The sequence below is a fragment of the Nitrospirota bacterium genome (genome assembly GCA_040755395.1).
In the GTDB taxonomy this organism is placed as follows: Bacteria; Nitrospirota; Nitrospiria; order Nitrospirales; family Nitrospiraceae; genus DATLZU01.
The window spans coordinates 21,024-39,565 of sequence record JBFMAX010000006.1 but is presented as its reverse complement, the minus strand read 5'-3'; the positions used below and the strand labels follow the sequence as shown (position 1 = coordinate 39,565).

Below are 18,542 nucleotides of genomic sequence, written 5' to 3'. Positions count from 1 at the left end.
CCCGTTTTTTGTCCGGGCGGGCACGTAGTTTCAACATGTCTGGTTCCCCGCCTTAATTGGTTTCCCTCACATCATTGAAGCCGTCGGCTGTTACTTCCGCCGAGCGGGCGTCCGCGGGCAGGCGCGTGTGAGGCGTGGAGGCAACATGGACCTTCAGAAAGTCGAGCGTGTCTATACGGCTTACGCCAATATCTATGACCACGTGTTCGGCAAGGTATTTCACGAGGGACGGGAATCCGCGATCCGTAACCTGAACGTGCAGCCCAATGAGCGAATCCTGGAGGTCGGGGTGGGCACCGGGCTGGCGCTCCCGATGTACCCCCGCCACTGCCAGATCGTGGGCATCGATCTCTCGGAAGGCATGTTGGAGAAAGCGAAAGAACGGGCCTCGGCCCACGGATTGAGCCATGTGCGGCTCTATCGGATGGACGCCGGCGCGATGGAATTCCCGGACGACAGTTTCGATACGGTGGTCGCCGCGTACGTGGTGACCGCCGTGCCGGATTATCGCAGTGTCGTCAGCGAAATGATCCGCGTCTGCCGACCAGGCGGACGGATCGTGATGCTGAATCACTTCAGCAACGGCAACAAGCTCATTGCCGCGGTCGAGAAGGTCATTTCCCCGCTGACCAAGCACCTCGGTTGGCGCACGGACCTGTCGCTCAACACCGTGTTGGAAGGGACCACGTTGCAGGTCGCGAGGAAAGAAAAAGTCAACCCGCTGCGCTTCTGGCATCTTGTAGAGTGCGTGAACAACAAAAACGAGCGGGCGGGTTACTCGAACGGCTTAGCCCACACGAATGGGTCTAAGAACGGCGGCGGTTCCTTTCAAAGCTGATCGGCCGGCCTCACGCTGACTCGTCCACCCATCGACTGCGTTCCAAGAGTTTCCCGTTGACCCAGTCCATCCCGGGAATAATCGTATTCCCGACCAGGCAGTTACCGGAAAACGTGCGAGCGATGAGATCGGCCAGCAGCGCGAGCACCCGGCCGGCCTGGCCGTTCTGATGGGTGGACGTCTGCAGGACGATCCCGAACCCGGCTCCATCCAGCGGTCCGTACGTCTGGACGAAGACCGAGCCGAGGTGCGGCGCCTCGTGGGAGGACGCGGGAATGAGTTGGCCTTCCCAACGGACCGCCGGATGGCTCGCTCCGTTGACTCGTTTCGCTTTCCACGAGCAGGGAAGCCCCGCGCGATCCAATTCGGCCAGCAGCCATTCGACCGTCGGTCCTTCGCCGGACTCGGCCTGGAACGTCCATTGAGCCAGATGGCTCGCCAGCGCGGCCTCGCTGGAGGGCTTGGAGACTTCCTCCAGTTCCGCCTCCTCGCAGACGACGTACAGCTCCCCCTGCGGATCGAACCAGAATCGCAGCCGGTCGGCGCCGGCCTCGGCATGAATCACGCCCAGCGTCGAACAGTCGGCGCCTTCCTGTTCGAAGATCGAGAAATCCGTCACGCCAAACATCGTCAGCTTGGCGACCCGTGTGACCCCGCGAACCTGATAGCGGATCACCGTGGTCACCGTCGTCCCGGCGAGCACGTCGCGTCCCGATTCCTCGTCGAACAGCCGGCGTTTCGAGACATGCACGTCGGTGACATAGCCGCCGCGAAACCCGTGCGTGTGCGCGAGCAGCCAAGCCAGCTCTTCGGCGTTGCGAATGTAGTGCCGCATGGGCCAATTGTAGCGCAGCCATCGTGCAAACGGTAGACGGTGGTCGTGATGTCGGCAGCCCCTCCGACGGCGGGCTTGACGATCGGGAGCCGGTTGTGCTTCATGTCGCCGACGGAAACGACTGGACAGGTTGCTGTGACGCTCAGACTTGTGCGTGGAAGTGCTTTAGGCTTTTGCTTGCGCGAGAGAGTGGAGAAATGCCTCTGAGGTGTCGATGCGTGCCGTCTGTCTACAACATGTCCCCTTCGAAGGGCCGGGCGTTTTTGCCCGGCACCTGAATGCTCGCGAGGTCACTGTCGAGAAGTTCCTCGTGCCTCGCGACGGCGTGCCCAAAGACCCCGGCGATCTGCTGATCGTCATGGGCGGGCCGATGTCGGTCAGTGACCCGGACCCCTGGATTGCGGAGGAGACGGCCTTCATTCATGCCGCGATGCAGGCCGGCCAACCGGTCCTCGGCATCTGTCTCGGGAGCCAGTTCATGGCCAAGGCGCTCGGGGCGCAGGTGCGTCCCGGCCGCGCGTTGGAGATCGGCATGACGTCGATCCGGCTCACGGACGACGGTAAGAAAGACCCGGTCTTCGGCCGGTTCCCGGACACGTTCGAAGTCTTTGAGTGGCACGGTGAAGTCTTCGACCTGCCGGCCGGCTGCGTGGCGCTCGCCGGGTCGGCCGCCGCGCCTGTGCAAGCGTTCCGCTATGGCGATCGCGCCTACGGGCTGTTGTTCCATCTGGAGATGGAGCGGAACGGGATCGACGCGCTCTCCCGCGAATGCCCGCAGGATGTCGCGCGGGCGGGGCTCCAGCCGGCCGCGCTTCTCGCGCAGGCGTTGCCGCACCTGCCGCGCCTGCATGCCCGGGCCGGCGCACTCATCGACCATCTGCTCGCTCTCCCACGTTGATTGCCGGCCTCCGGTTCTAGTAGGCTAACGCTTCCTCGGCAGGCACGTCCGTATGCGGCGCCGTACTCGATCTTCCCGGTAGAGCGAGTCAGCGCTGACGGCTGACGACTGATCGCTAAGAGCTCAAGAGTGATTGAAGAAAGGAGTTCATGCGCATGTCCTGTTTCCCGATCGAATACGCAACCCGCATCAAGACCCTGCCCCCGTATCTGTTTGCCGCCATCGACAAGATGAAGCAGGACGCGATCGCACGGGGGGTGGACATCATCAACCTGGGGGTAGGAGATCCCGATCTTCCGACGCCGGCGCCGATCATCGAGCGCCTCAAACAGGCGGCGGCCGACCCGAAGAACCATCAATATCCGTCGTACGAAGGGCTGCTGTCATTCCGTCGGGCCGTGGCCGACTGGTACAAGCGCCGGTTCAACGTCACGCTGGACCCGGCGTCGGAAGTCCTCACCCTGATCGGTTCTAAAGAAGGCATCGGTCACGTGCCGCTGGCGTTCGTCGATCCCGGCGACGTGGTGCTGGTACCGAGCCCCGGCTATCCGGTCTATCCGGTCGGGACCAGCTTCGCGGGCGGCGTTTCCCACATCATGCCGTTGACCAAGCAGAACGGGTTTCTCCCGGATTTGAACGCGATTCCGAAGGACGTGGCGAAGAAAGCCAAGCTGATGTTCCTCAACTCGCCCAACAATCCGACTTCGGTCGTCGCCGACAAAGACTATTTCCGACGGGTCGTGGAGTTCGCCCGAGCGAACCACATCATCGTGTGCCACGACGCGGCCTATTCGGAGATCTTTTACGATGGGCGGCGGCCGGCCAGTTTCCTGGAAGTGGAGGGCGCAAAAGACGTCGGCATCGAATTCCATTCGCTTTCCAAGACCTACAACATGACCGGCTGGCGCATCGGCTTCGCGGTCGGCAACCGGCAGGTGCTGAACGGCCTACTCAAGATCAAGAGCAACCTGGATTCGGGGTGCTTCCAGGCCATCCAGGAAGCCGGCATCACGGCGTTGGAGCTGGAGGATTCCGTCACCGACGGCTTGCGCAAGATCTATCAAGAACGGCGCGACGTGCTGGTGCCGGGACTCCAAAAGCTCGGACTGGAGGTCGAAACCCCTCCAGCGGCCTTCTATGTCTGGATCGCCGTGCCGAAAGGCTACACCTCGGCCTCCTTCACTGCGCACCTGTTGGAGAAGGCGGGGCTCGTCACCACGCCGGGCAACGGCTTCGGCGCGCCGGGCGAAGGCTATATTCGCATGACCCTCTGCACGACCAAGGAGCGGCTGGCGGAAGCAGTGGAACGCATCCGGAAGGAGGGATTTTAAGACGTGACGCGAGATGCGTGACGCGTAACGAGCGCAACGCGCGGCGGATTTCCACGTTCGTGTCACGAGTCACGTGTCACGTATGACGATTTTCTTATGGTCACTGTATTCATCGGCTTCGGCTCCAACGTGGGCGATCGGCTCGATTACTGTGATCGGGCGGTGACGTTGCTGGGCCTGCTTCCCCATTCGCGGGTCATCGGCGTGTCGTCGCTCTATGAGACCGAGCCGGTCACGGACTGCACCGATCCCGGCGCCGGCTGGTTCCTGAACGGCGTCGTCCGGATGGAGACCGACGTGACGGCGCGGAGCCTGCTGGAGGTTTGTCGGGAAATTGAATCTTCACTGGGCCGCGACCAGGAACACCGAGGCGGACCACGGACGCTCGATCTCGACATCCTGTTTTACGGCGCGCATATCATCCAGGAGCCGGATTTGGTCATTCCCCACCCCCGCGTGCATCTTCGGCGATTTGCGCTTGTGCCGCTCGCCGAACTGGATCCGGACTGGGCGCATCCTGTCTTGAACCGCACCGTCAAGGCCTTGCTAGACGGTCTGAGCGACCGGGCGATCGTCCGCCTGCTGGACCCGCAGCCCCGCTCTCGCTACGGCTCACGTCCCACCTGTCACTCGCGCGCGTCCGAGCGAGAGCCGATCTCATGAACATCATCACAACTCCTCGGGCGATGGGGATGTGGAGCTGCCGGCTCCACCGCGAAGGCGTGACGATCGGCCTCGTGCCGACCATGGGCGCGTTGCATGAAGGGCATCGCGCGCTGATCCGAAAGGCCCGCCTGTCCTGCGACGCGCTCGTTGTGAGTCTCTTCGTCAACCCGCGGCAATTCGGCCCGGCTGAAGACCTGGCCCGCTACCCGAGGCCATTCGCGCAGGACCGGGCCCTGTGCGCGCAGGAAGGGGTCGATGTGCTTTTCGCCCCGAGCCGAGCAGCCATGTATCCGCCCGGGTTTCAGACCGCCGTCACGGTCCACGATCTTGCGCGGCGGTGGGAAGGGGCTGCGCGCCCGCTCCACTTTCAAGGCGTCGCGACCGTCGTGACGAAACTGCTCTGCCTCGTGCGACCGCACCTGGTGGTCTTCGGGCAGAAGGACTACCAGCAGGCGGTGCTTGTGCAACGTCTGGTTGAGGACCTGAATCTCGGCGTCAGCGTCGTCATTCACCCCACCGTGCGCGAAGCCGACGGCCTCGCGCTCAGTTCCCGCAACGTGTACCTGACGACGGCACAGCGCCGCGCCGCGCCCGTCCTCTATCGGGCCCTTCAAGCGGGGCGGGCCGCCATTCGATCCGGCATCCGGTCCGGAGTTCAGATCAGCCGAACCATGCACGACACCGTGGCCGCCGAACCGCTGGCCCAGATCGACTACCTCGTCATGTGCGACGCCCGGACGCTCGAACCGCTGCGGCGCGCAGCGGGGACGGTCGCACTGCTGGGCGCGATCAGGATCGGCAAAGTCCGCCTGATCGACAATCTGCTCGTGACCGTTCCGGCGAGAAAAAGTAGGGGCGGGCGAACGGTTCTTAAGGAGCGGCGGTCTGGCTGAGGAGCAGGCTGTGGACCACCCGACTGAGACGGGCTTTCTCTTGAGGCTCGACTTCGAGGAATTTCACGCCGACGGCGGACGGGCGCACGCAGCAGACGATCGCCGTCTCGACCTTGATCCCCGGCTCGCGAGTGGACGGCTTCAGCAGGAGCTCCACGAACGTCCCGCGAGCCAGAGGCTGAGTGGTTCTCACGGAACATCCTCCCATCGAGAGATCGGTCACGACCTCGTCGAGAGAGAGCTGGTTCGCGGCGAAGACGGCGGGGAAATGTGTGGGCAGCCGTTTGTACTCCCGGCGGTCGAATGACTGGGTCGCATCTTTGATCCCGCGCCGCAGAGCGACGAACCGGTTGGTGCAGACCTGGCAACGGAACGGATACACACTGAACCACCTCAGCAGAGGCTCCAGGCGACCCTGATGGTGAGTCACGCGGACAAACGGGGTGCCGCATTGAGGGCAATGGGGGCCCTTCATCGACGGCCTCGCACTCATTCTGTTGACTGCGTAGGGCACCCAGGTGCAACGCGCAGTCGGCTTGCGATGTTCTTCTCCCAACTGGGGACGCGACAGTCCTCAAGCACCTGAAGTGCGATCTGAGACCACGTTTCGAGCTCGTCTAGCTTGCTTTTCAAGCTCGTAATCGGTACAAACCCCGCCTGAGTGATCAGTCCTTCCCGCTTGGTCACCTTGGGCTCCGCCAAATCCCAAATGTGCATGATGCCGAGGTGGACTCTGCCCACGTCGGTCGAGTCGTCGTTGATCAATGCCACAACGTGCTCGACGTAGGGCGTATCGATCTTGACTTCTTCGTTCACCTCTCGCCGCGCTGCCTCCAAGTACATCTCGCGATCCGACGAGAACAGGCTTTGGTCAGTCGGTTCAATGTGGCCACCGACTCCAATTGATCTCATGGCGACTAGGCGTGATTCGCTCGATTTCTTTCCCCTGACGTAAGTGAAGACCAACTCTCTGCAGCGAAGCACAACATAGGGAATCAATTGCTTGTAACGGAAATCCTCCTCGGCCGACTTACGATCTACAAAGCGGTTGTTCAAAGGGTGAAGCAGAAGATCCATGCACTCCTCTGTCGTCAATCTATACCCTTGAAATTCCACAAGGGCACGCAATGAAGATACTTTAAGGACGAGAACCATTTGTTCCATTTGCTACTCTGTTAATGCTAGAGAGCCACTCTCGTTTTCATGGGACGGCGCACGTGGTGGTCATCTCTCAGCAAAATTTCCAGCCGACATGCCAGATGATCATTCCAATCCCAAACAGAACTAGGACTGCTCCCGGCACTATTCTAGGCCATATCGCTTTTAGGCTAAGAGGATGGATCATGCCGAACGGGTCTCGCTCTACCGGCAAGATGGCGAACAATCGATACCCCAAAAAGATGGCCATTGCAGCCACAGTAATTACCAAAAAGTGATCCATCAGCTTCAATGGGACGACCGTGTGGCCGGCGAAGTTTTAATCACGGAAACGATCTCATTTCGGTAATGAAACCCGCGCAGCGAGATCGGGGCCAAGCAATCAAGGTCTGACCGTAAAATGCAATAGGGCCTGGTTACCGCTGTGCCTTTCCATCTTTTTGCAGTCTCTTTTGTTTCGAGGTATGGCCTTCCGGTGAGCTTTGCAGAGTTGATTGATACCGACTTAATATCTCCTCGAGAATACGAGTTCGATCCTTCTCCTGCTCTACGTGAGAGTGCAGATGTTGCTGAACGTCAGCTACCGCTTTCCAAGCATCTTGAATAAGCGTCCATGTTGCATATCCAAGACCTCCTAATGTCAACAGAAGGACAACCCCTCCTGCAAGTTGTAGCGTCTGTACATGAGCTTGTGCTCTCCTGGCGAGCGCCCTGGCCTCCCTTGCATCCTCTTCGCTTCGTCGTATTACCTCTGGTATTGAACTTCGAATAGACCTGTGCGGAGATGCTTTTACAAGGTAGTACTCTGGCTGCAGATTCTTCTTGCTTTCCGGGAAAGAAACGTATTTCCCGTGTCGCGTTAGGCCAAAAGCATTCGTTGCTGCTCCAGAATGGCCTGGTAGAGGGCTCGTCTTCGTGAACTCAATCCATATAAGCCCTTCGCCACACTTGAAGGTGTATTCATTAGTAGTCAGGTTATGGAGTGGGATGAGGAGCCTTCCTACAAAACCCGGATCAATCAGCGGGCCTGTACCCAGAAGTATTCCTCGGTGGACATGAGTGATCTTCAGATTGAATCGTAACGCTATATAGTCGGGGAGCCTGAAGAAAGGTTCAACTTGCACAAAGGCGATAGAATTGGCCTTCAATGGGAACTCATCCTGGTTCTCATCGCTCAGTAGCTTTTCGTGACGTTCTCCGTTTTCATCCCACCACAGGCATCGCCCACGGATCGCTGCCTCGTACGATCCCGACTTGAGTTTGTCTTTATGAAATGGGTACAGCATGCCAGTTATGCGGACATAGTCGTAGACATCAGCGGAGTTGAGCAGGGCGTTCGCGATCTCAGGGAAAGGGTCAGTTGTCTTGGCGAGTCCGAAGCGGGCTTCTGCATCAGAATCGTTTGTGGCCAGCTCTGGATAATCCTGGAAAGCCATCACTTTCCTTCTTGACCTAAACAGACTCCTGCGATTAAACGTTTCTAAATCCAACCGTGCAGTCGATGAGTTCTTCGTTCGCAGGCCCTGTTCCAATGAGAGTCACTGGAATGCAGAGACTCTGCACAATTCCTTCAATGAAGTCCATGGACCTTTTCCCAAGCTCACCGATCGAGCGAACTGACTTGTTCGAATATGAAAGATAGTCCGCTCCATGGAGGGCGATCTGAGTCGGCCTGTTCACCATCGCAGCTCGCTGTACTAACTCCAGATTGAATAGACCGACCCTTCTCAGTTTCTTGGTGGTCGTCGTGAATTCGCGAACATCAGTTGGATATCCACTTCGCCGGCGGACTTCCTCCCACGTGATTTCATTTTCAAGGTGACCAGAATTCCCTGCTACACGGATCGGATAAGTCCGGACTGCCATAACGATGTCGGTCACCAACCGCGGGCTGACCCCTACTTCACTTAGAAACCCGCTGGCCGTCGTGTCACGACTTGTCGCATAGGGATAGTGCGGCGAATGGTAGACGGATAAGCCGAAGCCTTGCGTCCCCTCAATGAGGACCTTGCCGCCTTTATCCAGCACTGCGTTTACCTCTGCAGACACATCTGTAAGAAAAGGCTGCAACTCCGGGATGTCTTTCGCCAATTTGAAATCCACTCTTCGCAACACACGATAGGCGACCGCGATCCCTGTTCCTGACAGGGTGGAACCAAGACGATCTCGCAGAAGAAGCCTGGCTTCTTCATCTCCGTAATCGCCAGAAATGATTCCCGCATTTCGGTCTACGCCAACCCTTCGAAGATCGACGCCGGCAGCCTTGATCTCGGTTAAGAGAATCTCCGCGTTGATCAACGAGCCAGCGGCAAGCAGCAGCCGCGTATTGGGATTAATGAAGCCACATGGAAGCAGACGCAGTTCGTAACGCTGCTCGCCGACTTCGACCGTGTGGCCTGAGTTCGGTCCTCCGCAGCGAACGACAATGTCGACGTTATCCCGGAGAGCCAGGTAGGAAGTAACTTTGCCTTTGCCCTCGGAGCCGTATTGTCCACCGACTACAACGGTGAGGGGCATGGCCTGCCTATCGAGATGTGATGGCTGTTACCAGATTGTCTAGCTTTGGCACGATCAAGCATTCTTCGCGACTATCCCCCAGGGCTTCGTAGTCTCCTGTAAGAAAGAAATATCCGACCACCGCCGACGTGATGGCATCTAACTCATCATGGCTACGGGATTGCGAGAGAAACGCGCCACGAATGCCAAATGCCTCCAGGCCTCTGGCGAGGTCTTCCAGGCTGGATCGCTTACGAGGGATTCGCATAATGTCCTGGGCGGCGCCTGGGTAGCTCTCGATCACGGTGTATCCACGCTTGCGAAACTCTCTAGCGAGGCGCACGCCACGCTCTGTCAGTTTCCGCATGCTTGGCAATAGGCAGGGGTAGACCCTCACCCCACGCCTCCACAGGGTTCGCTCGCATTCGCGCAAGATGCCTTCGGCCCGGCATGGACAAGACTCCTCGGTACAGCATCGCCCAAGGGGAATGCCTAGGGGCGAATCGATCGAGATGATGTCGGGAGCCTCCTCGACTGTTTCTTTGACGAGGTCCTTATCCGTTTTGATCAACCGCGTCTCGGCCCACTCACCCTTGAGCAAAGCCCAGCCTGTCGGCCGCTCCTCTGAGGCCCGAAGATCGATTCCCACAACCTTCGGCATTCTGAGTGTGCCGGGCATTCTCGCCAAGAGGTTGCTGAGCGTGACTGTAGGCCGCTCACCCGGCCGCGATTTCAACACAAGCCTGTGACCGCCCACGGTCAGCTTGACGCCTGGCCCATTCATCGACACTCGGACAGGCACGGGCTTGGGGCGTCTAAGACGAGGTTCTTGCCGGGGGAATCCGGTTCCGTTGAGGAGTCGGCTTGCGAGCCGCTGGCAGCTAAACCGAACGAGGCTCCATAGGCTCGTTACATCCGCCGTGTTGTATTTCACGAGCCGCTCAAGGGCGCTGAGATCGCCGCGGAGGTAGCGTGCCCACAGGACCGTGGCCATCAGTCCATCGACCGATTCGGCTTCCTTGCTTCTCTTCAGTCCGAGGCGCCGCTCAATCTGTTTCAGTCCTCCTGAGTATCCAAGCCTTTTCAGCAGGTAACGTAGATCGAGATGGATCGGCGGCAATTGCAGGGCGGGAAACTTGGTTTTCAGGAACGGAATGTCGAACAGCGTGCCGTTGAAGGTGATGACAATCTGGTATTGCGGGAGCAGGTCGTTAAGTTGATGAAGATTATGCCCGGAGATGAGCGTTGTCACCCGTTCCCCGTCATAGAGGCCCACGAGCGTGATGTCGTCGTAGTAATGGGAGAGCCCTGTTGTCTCGATGTCCAAAAAGACGGCCTTGGCTTGAAAACTCGGATACAGCCTCCACCATTCCTCGCGGGGAAGGTGCTCTGCAAAGAAGAATGCGTCGTCGCGATCGAATGCTTCCAGCGATTGATGGACTACACGATGGACTTCAGATCTCGCACGGAGAGAGGTAGGAAGTGGCGCGGGGGACTTCAGGAATTTCGCCCAAGAGGTAATTCTCGTCTGCCACAAAGCCCGTTCTATGGTTGCGCCGACTCCTGGGAGGTGAACGAAGGTTCTCGGGAGGATTTCCGCGGTCGTCGACACTATCAGCACTCCACCATCGTGATGGCCTTCGTATAGCGTCTCCGGCCCGAGATCGCCTGACTTTAGACTATGGCGATAACGATGTAAAGACGCTTGTTGAGGGATGGCGATTCAAGCGTGTCCGCATTCAAAGAACGGGCCATAAGCGAAAGACCGCAAGCCGACATCCCGTTGGGGCAGTCGCAAGCGTTCGGAAACGGCCGATAAAACTCCGCGACCATCTCCTATTCGTCGGTCATGCGGTCTCCTAGCGCGCATTGGTCATGACGGTTCGTGACGAAATCGCACAGTCGCGTTGCGAGACGGGCGCGTGGAGCCGCAAAGGAGGGAGGCGTACTTGAAAAGTACGTTGACCGACTGAGCGGCGAGCCCGCCCGCCGGCGCGCTGTGAAGCCCTCGCGCCGGCTCGTCGGAGCAGCGAATGTGCGATTGCAGTAGAAGCGTTCATGGCTAATGCGCGCTTGCCCTATGGTGAGTCAACGGGCAGACACTTGCGCGGCACGATCTCGGCCGGCTCCAGCGGAGGGATCTCCTTGTCCGACGCCACGCCCAACTCCTTGAACCGGCGCGCGGCGGGCAGAATCCTCGTCTCCAGTGAGCCGACCGCTTTGTTGTAGGCGACCACGCTTTTCCCCAGCGCCTGGCCGACGTCGTTCAGGTGCTCGGCCAGCACGGCCATCCGCTCGTAGAGATCCTTGCCCAGGCGGCCCGCCTCTTCGGCGTGCGCCGCCAACTGTTCCTGCCGCCATCCATAGGCGACCGCGCGGAGCAGGGCCATGAGCGTCGTCGGCGTCGCGATCACGACCCCGCGTGCGAACCCGTCTTCGATCAACGTCGGGTCTTGCTCCAGCGCCGCGCCGAGAAATTGCTCGCCCGGCAGGAACAACACCACGAACTCCGGCGCCTGAGGGAACTGGTTCCAGTACGCCTTGAGACTCAACTCGTCCATGCGCGCCCGCACCTGCGCCGCATGTCGTCTGAGCCGCTCGAGGCGTTGCGGATCATCCGGCGCCTCGTGGGCCTCCAGATAGACCGAGAGCACCGTCTTGGCGTCCACGACGATCTGCCGGCCGCCGGGTAGGTGCACGACCATGTCCGGACGCAGGCGCCCCTGCTCGCCGTCGACCGTGTCCTGCTCGATGAAATCGCAGTGGGCGACCATGCCAGCCAGTTCGGCCACGCGCTTCAGCGTGATCTCGCCCCATCGGCCGCGCACCGTCGGCGCCCGCAAGGCTCTGACCAGATTGCCGGTCTCCTGCTGGAGCCGCTGCTGTGACTCGGCCAGAAGCTTGAGATGCTGGTCCAGCCCGCCATAGGCCGACTGGCGGGATTGTTCGAGCGCGTGGAGCTGCTCTTCGTAGCGTCTGAGGGCGTCCTGGAGCGGCTTCACCAGTTCGTGAATCGCCTGCTGGCGCTGCGCAAGCTCGCCCTTCGCCTCCGCCTGCAGAGTTTCGAAGGACGTCTTGGCCAGGTTCAGGAAGGTTTCATTATTCTGTTTCAGGGCCTCACCGGAGAGCGCCTGAAAAGCCTCGACCAAATCCTGCCGGGCCTGGCTGAGCAGCGTCTTCTGTTCCTGGAGATTCTTCAGGGCTTCTTCCGCGCGCGTCTCGGCCGAGGCTCGCGCCTGCTGGGCCTCGGCCAGTTCCTGCCTCAACCGCTGAACTTCGGTCCGCTCCTGCTCGGATTGGCGACGAAGCTCGGAGACCGCCGCCTCCGCCCGCTGGGCCCGCTCTGCGCTTTCGATCAGGCGCGCGTGCGTCTGTGCGCTGAGCCGCACCGCGGTCCAGAAGCCGGCGAGCGCCGCACCCAACAGAAGGCCGGCGGCGAAGCCCGCTAGGAGGCTGGTCACGTCAAACATCGGCCGACCTCCGCCGCATGGCGCAGCAATAGGCTAGAATCTGAATCACGCCGACTGTGTGGGGAAAGCGGCGTAAGCCTACGAGAATCATCGAGAAAGGTCAAGCCGTTGGACGCCACTTGTTGGACACCGCCCCTGAGAGAAGGATCTCGTTCGTGACAGATGAAATCATGGTATTGAGGAAGGTAGGATAGGGCCAGCGCCATCGCCGCTGGGAGGTCGGAACCATGCGAGAAAGGAACTGTCGGGTCACTTTCTGTCTTGCCGCCGGGACGCTTGCCCTGGCGCTTACCCCAACGGTCGCTCTGCTTGATCAGGCCGCGGCGTTTCCGGTGAGCGGCGCAGCCTGGTCCGATGCCCAGTGGCTCGCACACTGCAAAGACGTCCGTACCAGCTACAACCCTCAAACCCCGCTTCGCACCGACGCGTTGACGATCGCGCCGGACGATCCCCGCTTTGTGGACTTCGTCTTCTGGGTCTGGGCGAACAAGATCACCGAACACCAAGTCGAGCAGGTCGGCGGCACCGAGTGGAAGGGGCCGACCAACGGCGTGATCTTCCACTGGGCGCCCGGCTCTCGCTGGGAGACCCACACGCTCGTCCCCTTCGACGAGGCCATCCATCACATCTCCGGCGAACATCACTGGACCGACAGCATGTTCAAAGAATTCTTCGAACCGTTCGGTCCGATCAAGGGGGTCAACATCGCCGAGCGGCTCTCGATGGACAAGCCACCCACCTGGGCGCAGTTCCTTCAGCACATCGGCGGACCGGAAAGTCCTTACTATCGCTATGTCTTCCACCAGGAGGCCGCGATCGACCCTTCGCGGCGCGTGGTGATCATGACCGGCGGACAGGGTGTATTGTTTGAGTACACGTTCGACCGGTATTTGAAAGAAGTCAAAGAAGTGCTGACCGACTGCAAGGCCTATCAGTTCTTCCAGCTCTATGACCGGTATGGCAAGGGTTTCGCGTCAAAGATCGGCTGGGCGGGCCAACCGGTGCCGAAATATCCGGAGCCTGCCGGTTCCGGCTTCACCTTCCAAGACCATCATTGAAAGGAGACGGGCGATGTTGCGCCTATTCCCACTGAGAATTCTTATCGGTTTCCTGTGTTGGGCGGTCTTTGCCTGGGAGGCCCAGGCCGCCGATCGGGCAAAGCTGCTGACCGAGCCGGGCGTCTATGCCACATTCACCGTATTCGCCATTGACGAAGACTGGTGGAAGCTGGAAAAAATACCCGCGCTTTCGCCGCCGCGGCGGTCAAAGAGGTGATTCGGAAACATGGCGAGAAGATCGCCGTCGATGTCTATCTCCTGCGCGGGCTGTCCGATCATGCGGACTTTTTTCTCCGTCTTCATGCCGGCGAGATGCTCGACAATCAAAACTTTCTCCTGGATTTCATGAGCACGCCGCTGGGACGTCACCTCCGTCACACGCACACCTTCAACGGGATGACCAAGAAAGCCAACTACGTGCCAGGATTTCCCGACGACCTGAAAGCGGCGCTGAAAGCTCCGGCCGACGCGGGGCCGATGCCCTACGCGATCGTCGTGCCGATCCGCAAGGATGCGGAGTGGTGGCAGTTGGACCAGGCGGCGCGGACCGAGATGATGAAGGAGCACACAGAGGCCACCGTGGCCTATCTTCAGACCGTCAAACGCAAGCTCTACCACTCGAGCGGCCTCGACGACCTCGACTTCATTACGTATTTCGAGACCGCCCAACTCGACGACTTCCATAACCTCGTCATCGCTCTCGAAAAAGTCAAGGAGAACCGCCACAACCGTCGGTTCGGCCATCCGACGCTGCTGGGTACGGTCCGACCGCTGGATGAAATTCTCGACTTCCTGACGAGGTAGATCGGCTTCAACCGGCGTTGGGGCGACTGATCCGCTTGGGAAACGAGGCGATCCCGGACGCAAGGGCGACCACCAGCGGTCAGGACGGGAACCGGCGGGGAGACATTATGACGGCCCAAGCGGCCGGATGAGGCCTTGTCCCGCGTCCACCGCGATGCGCTCGCCGTCCGTGAGGAACTTCGTCGCATACGGGACGTTGACCATCGTCGGCAGGCCATATTCGCGGGCGATGATCGCGCCGTGGGACAGCGTGCCGCCCATTTCGACGACGAGACCGGCTGCGAGGCTGAAGACCGGCGCCATGCCGGGGTCGATCACCGGGGCCACGATGATGTCACCGCGTTTGACTTTCCTGAAATCGTCCGGAGAGAGAAGCACACAGACCGGTCCTTCCGCATAACCTGCGCTAACGGGGACCCCGCTCAGCGTGAGGCCCGTTGCCGATGGAGGCTGCCTCCTTTCCGCACTGTTTCTTTCCGGCCTGTCGTCTCGTATCGTGTCCGGCGCCTGATGCGCCGCATGCTCCGCACGTTCCGCCCGCCGTCTGGCGATCAGACCTTTCCAGTCTTGCGAAGGATCCAACGCGATGGCTCTGATCTCTTCGGCGGCGAGAAAGAACATGTCGTGTGGGGTGTCCAGTACGCCGGTTGCCGAGAGCTGTTCTCCCAGCGCCAAGGCCAGATGCCGCGTGGCGGCGGAAAAATACATCAGATGGTGGCGGTTCGCCTCGCGCAAGGAGAGGAATCGGCAGAGTCGCCGGTACCACCATCGAAACGCCATCCAGTAGTGGAGACGCCACCCCATTCGTCGACGGATTTCCCTTAGGGCGGCTTCCCGCGCCGACTCCTGCTGCCGTCGGATCTCCTCGACCGATTTCCCGCCCGTCGCTTGCAGGTGCACCCGGATGACGCCGAGCAGATAGTCCGGGTTCTCGCTGAAACGGGGCGTGGCCACGTCGGACTCGCCGAGAGCCCGGTGGCCAAATTCCGCCAAAAATCGGTCGAACTCTTCGATGAACCGCGTGCCGGCCAGGGCGGACCGGAATCGAACCGGCGTCCAAGGATCGGCGAGAAAAAACGCCCGTGCCGGGCGCTCCTGCCTCGCCCAGTCCGCGAGCTCGGCCAGCCAGAGAATCTGCCTGGCGCTGATGACCGTGCCTTGTCCCTGCAACGCCGCGTTCAGCAGTCCCCGCCACCCTTCGCCGATCGCCCGAGACGAGAGGAACCCGAGGGTCCGCAAAGCCTGCCCCACGCCGGCCACGATCGCGAAGGTCAGGTCGTGTTCCCGCAGTCGCGTTCCGATCCGGTCCATTCGCGCAAGCAGTTCCGCTATGCTCAAGCCCTTGAGCGAATCCGCACGAAGATCGGTTGCCATCCGCTTCATCTCGGCAAACCAGGTGGGCGCATGCCGCATGGCCTGCCGCATCTTCCACATGAACAGGCCTCCCGCCCATAGGAGTGTCCACCAGGGCAGCCGTTCGACGCCGACCGGCGGCGCGCCGCCATGCCCGCCCATCTGTTCGGCGACATCTCGCGGGTCGCCGCCCAGTTGCGCCATGAGCGATTGAAACAACGTCACGTTGATATAGGGACGCCCTCGCACGATCCGCACCGCCTTTGCGCTCTTCGGGATCTTGCAGCCCGCCTCCCGATAATGTGTGAGGATCTGGTGGTCCATGAAATGGTCCAGGAAGGAAAGTCCCAACGGGCTCGGCAACTCCGGCATGGTCTCCTTGAAATTGGCGCGCGACCACTCACAAGGTTCGAATGCCGGGGTTGGCGGCGTGCCTGCGGGAGGAAGGGACCTCGCCTGCAGCAGCCAGATTCCCTGATGATCGATCGCCCACTCGACATCGACCGGTTGCCCCAACACCCGCTCAACCCGTTTGACGAGGATCGCCAGCTCCAGCGCCTGCAGTTCGTCAAGGGCCGGCGCGCGTCGATCTTCTTCACCGACCGGCTCGTCATGAAGGCCCGTCTCCGTGGACACTCTCCGTCTCGGCTTCTGCGCGATCGTACGCTCCACCACGGTGGCCGCCGGCGTTCGCTTGGATTCGTCGCAGACGATCACATAGTGGTCCGGCACGATCTGACCGGCCACGAGCGAGTCAGCCAAACCAAAGACGGCATTGACCACCACGCGGTCCGTTCGACCCGTCGCCACATCCTGGGAGAACGCCACGCCGGAGGCGATGGGAGAGAGAAGCGGCTGAATGATCACCGCCATCTTCGGCGGGTCCGTTTCCACTCCCCAGCGGCGGGAGTAGGCGAAGGCCGTCTCGGTCCACAGGGAAGCCCAGCAGGAGACCACAGCGGCCGGGATCGCATCCCGGGTCACACCAAGCGTCGTTCGATAGACGCCGGCGAACGATCTCTCCGCCGCATCCTCGCTCGAGGCCGACGACCGTACTGCCCAGAGCCGTCCCGCGCCGGCCGGCTTGTTCCTTTCCAGCGCGTCCAGCGACGCAGCCAGCCGCTCGAAGATCGGCTGCAGCAGGATCGGCTGCTCGATCGCTTGCCGGCAGGCGGCCAACATGGCCGGGCGGTCGCGGTCGGATAGGGTTTGGAGCGTGCGCCACTGATCGCGAAGATGAATCCCCGTCCGTTCAAGCGCTTCTTCGTACAGCGCCGTCGTCAGGCAGATTCCGGACGGAACGCGGAAGCCGTGAAGGATCAGGCGGCGTAATCCGGCCGCCTTTCCACCGGCCAGCGCGCGGTCTTCACAGGCCTCCAAAGGCAAGAGGACGGGATTACACGGAAACGAGGACATACAAGTCGTTCACGTTCGTGCCGGTCGGGCCGGTGACAATGTGGCTTCTCAGTTTTTGGAAAAACGGATAGGCATCATTGTCGCGCAGCGCGCGCGCCGCATCCAGCCCCGATCGCGCCGCGCGCCTGGCCGTCTCACCATCCGCTACTGCTCCGGCCACCTCGGTCGGCCCATCGGTGCCGTCCGTGGCGAAGCCTGCAACCCACACCTTGGGCAATCCGGCGATCTCCAACGCCGCGGCCAGCGCGAACTCTTGGGCTCGTCCACCCTGCCCGCTTCCCCGAACGGTGACCGTCAGTTCTCCTCCGGCGATCAGACAGCAGGGGCGTCGAACGGGCCTGTCATCCGCCACGATCTCCCGCGCGATGGCTCCGAAGACTTTCGCCGCTTCCCGCGCCTCGCCGGTCAGCGTCGTCGTCAGAATCACCGGAGCAATCCCGGCGGTTTTCGCCGCGGCCGCAGCCGCCTCCACGGCGGCGCGATTGTTGCCGATGAGGAGATTCTGCACGCGATGAAAGATCGAGGCGCCTGGCTTCGGCGTCTCCGCAACCCGACCTTCCGTCCCCGCGACAAGGTGCCTTCTGACCGGAGCCGGCACCGACTTCCAGATCCCGTAGCGCCGCAAGATGGCGCAGGCCTCGGCGTATGTAGTCGGATCTGGCGCCGTCGGGCCTGAGCCGATGGAGGCCGGATCGTCGCCGATCACATCGGACAGGATCAGACTGACCACCCGCGCCTGCGTCTCGGCTGCCAGTTGCCCCCCTTTGATCGCAGAGAGGTGTTTTCTGACCGTGTTGATCTCTTGAATGGTCGCGCCGCTCTTGAGCAGCAACTGCGATGTCTTTTGCTTATCGGCGAGGCTCAGGCCGGAGACCGGCGCCGGCAGCAGGCTGGAGGCGCCGCCGGAAAGGAGCACGATGAGCAGGTCGTTCGATGCAAGGCCGCCGACGAGCGCCCGGAGCTTTGAAGCGGCCCGCTCACCGGCCCGATCGGGAACCGGGTGGCCGGCTTCCACAACCTCGATCTTTCTGGTGGGGACCGCAAGGCCGTATTTCACAACCACCAGGCCGGTGTCCAGACGATCGCCCAGAATTCGTTCCAGCGCCCAAGCCATCCTTGCGGACGCCTTGCCGGCTCCGACCGCAAGGATACGGGTATCGCGCCGGAGGTCGTAGGTCCGTCGACCGACCCGGAGTGTCGCCCCTTTCCGTCTCACATGGCGGCGGACCGCCTCGGCCGGGTCCACCGCCGAGAGCGCAGCCGCGCACATCCGCCGAAGGAGCGCGCGGATTCGAGGCTGCGGCACACCGACGCGCATGAAGCGAG

17 protein-coding genes are annotated in these 18,542 nt (G+C 61.1%); 8 read left to right on the top strand and 9 right to left on the bottom strand.

The window, feature by feature from the left end; translation table 11 throughout:
• Positions 1–145: 145 nt before the first annotated feature.
• Positions 146–838 carry a methyltransferase domain-containing protein gene (locus tag AB1555_10950; protein ID MEW6247215.1) on the top strand — a complete coding sequence of 231 codons (693 nt, stop codon included), beginning with the start codon at positions 146–148 and terminating at the stop codon, positions 836–838.
• Between the two features lie 10 nt (positions 839–848).
• On the opposite strand, the gene AB1555_10945 is transcribed toward AB1555_10950, so the two are convergent.
• Entirely contained in the window at positions 849–1,673 is an 825-nt protein-coding gene (locus AB1555_10945; GenBank protein ID MEW6247214.1) for a hypothetical protein, read from the bottom strand.
• Positions 1,674–1,983: 310 nt separating this feature from the next.
• Here AB1555_10945 and AB1555_10940 point away from each other — a divergent pair, with 310 nt between their 5' ends.
• The 4 genes from AB1555_10940 to panC all read left to right on the top strand — a co-directional run bounded on the left by AB1555_10940 (position 1,984) and on the right by panC (position 5,461).
• Entirely contained in the window at positions 1,984–2,571 is a 588-nt protein-coding gene (locus tag AB1555_10940; protein ID MEW6247213.1) for a type 1 glutamine amidotransferase, read from the top strand.
• A gap of 155 nt (positions 2,572–2,726) precedes the next feature.
• Positions 2,727–3,902: an LL-diaminopimelate aminotransferase gene (locus AB1555_10935; protein MEW6247212.1), complete on the top strand. Its 1,176-nt coding sequence runs from the start codon at positions 2,727–2,729 to the stop codon at positions 3,900–3,902.
• A 96-nt stretch (positions 3,903–3,998) separates the two neighbouring features.
• On the top strand, positions 3,999–4,565 hold the full coding sequence (gene folK / locus AB1555_10930) for a 2-amino-4-hydroxy-6-hydroxymethyldihydropteridine diphosphokinase (protein ID MEW6247211.1): 567 nt from the start codon (positions 3,999–4,001) through the stop codon (positions 4,563–4,565).
• Complete coding sequence (gene panC / locus AB1555_10925; GenBank protein ID MEW6247210.1) at positions 4,562–5,461, top strand: pantoate--beta-alanine ligase; 900 nt, start codon at positions 4,562–4,564, stop codon at positions 5,459–5,461. The genes folK and panC overlap by 4 nt, the downstream gene beginning before the upstream one ends.
• On the opposite strand, the gene AB1555_10920 is transcribed toward panC, so the two are convergent.
• The 6 genes from AB1555_10920 to rmuC all read right to left on the bottom strand — a co-directional run bounded on the left by AB1555_10920 (position 5,439) and on the right by rmuC (position 12,585).
• Entirely contained in the window at positions 5,439–5,843 is a 405-nt protein-coding gene (locus tag AB1555_10920) for a PilZ domain-containing protein (protein MEW6247209.1), read from the bottom strand. The two genes, panC and AB1555_10920, sit on opposite strands and share 23 nt — an antisense overlap.
• 107 nt (positions 5,844–5,950) lie before the next feature.
• A complete protein-coding gene (locus tag AB1555_10915) occupies positions 5,951–6,538 on the bottom strand; it encodes a hypothetical protein (GenBank protein ID MEW6247208.1) in 588 nt (195 codons plus the stop codon).
• 497 nt (positions 6,539–7,035) lie between these two features.
• Positions 7,036–8,055, bottom strand: a complete 1,020-nt coding sequence (locus AB1555_10910; protein MEW6247207.1) for a hypothetical protein — start codon at positions 8,053–8,055, stop codon at positions 7,036–7,038.
• Positions 8,056–8,089: 34 nt separating this feature from the next.
• Positions 8,090–9,136, bottom strand: a complete 1,047-nt coding sequence (locus AB1555_10905; protein MEW6247206.1) for an adenylosuccinate synthetase — start codon at positions 9,134–9,136, stop codon at positions 8,090–8,092.
• Between the two features lie 7 nt (positions 9,137–9,143).
• Positions 9,144–10,442 (bottom strand): ribonuclease H-like domain-containing protein, encoded by a 1,299-nt coding sequence (locus AB1555_10900; protein MEW6247205.1) that lies wholly within the window; start codon positions 10,440–10,442, stop codon positions 9,144–9,146.
• 751 nt (positions 10,443–11,193) lie between these two features.
• Positions 11,194–12,585 (bottom strand): DNA recombination protein RmuC, encoded by a 1,392-nt coding sequence (rmuC, locus tag AB1555_10895; protein ID MEW6247204.1) that lies wholly within the window; start codon positions 12,583–12,585, stop codon positions 11,194–11,196.
• Positions 12,586–12,812: 227 nt separating this feature from the next.
• On the opposite strand from rmuC, the gene AB1555_10890 reads away from it, so the two are divergent.
• Genes AB1555_10890 through AB1555_10880 form a run of 3 tightly spaced genes read left to right on the top strand, consistent with a single transcriptional unit; the run spans position 12,813 to position 14,447 of the window.
• Positions 12,813–13,643 (top strand): hypothetical protein, encoded by an 831-nt coding sequence (locus tag AB1555_10890; GenBank protein MEW6247203.1) that lies wholly within the window; start codon positions 12,813–12,815, stop codon positions 13,641–13,643.
• A gap of 13 nt (positions 13,644–13,656) precedes the next feature.
• Positions 13,657–13,860, top strand: coding sequence for a hypothetical protein (locus AB1555_10885; GenBank protein ID MEW6247202.1), 204 nt, complete (start codon positions 13,657–13,659; stop codon positions 13,858–13,860).
• Entirely contained in the window at positions 13,857–14,447 is a 591-nt protein-coding gene (locus tag AB1555_10880; GenBank protein ID MEW6247201.1) for a chlorite dismutase family protein, read from the top strand. The genes AB1555_10885 and AB1555_10880 overlap by 4 nt, the downstream gene beginning before the upstream one ends.
• Positions 14,448–14,552: 105 nt before the next feature.
• Here AB1555_10880 and AB1555_10875 read toward each other — a convergent pair whose 3' ends face one another.
• Both AB1555_10875 and AB1555_10870 read right to left on the bottom strand, forming a co-directional pair.
• Positions 14,553–17,216, bottom strand: a complete 2,664-nt coding sequence (locus AB1555_10875) for a PEP/pyruvate-binding domain-containing protein (protein MEW6247200.1) — start codon at positions 17,214–17,216, stop codon at positions 14,553–14,555.
• The gene (locus AB1555_10870; GenBank protein MEW6247199.1) at positions 17,197–18,534 is read right to left on the bottom strand and encodes a glycerate kinase; all 1,338 of its coding nucleotides are present in this window, start codon (positions 18,532–18,534) and stop codon (positions 17,197–17,199) included. Before AB1555_10870 ends, AB1555_10875 begins: the two co-directional genes overlap by 20 nt.
• Between the last annotated feature and the right edge of the window lie 8 nt (positions 18,535–18,542).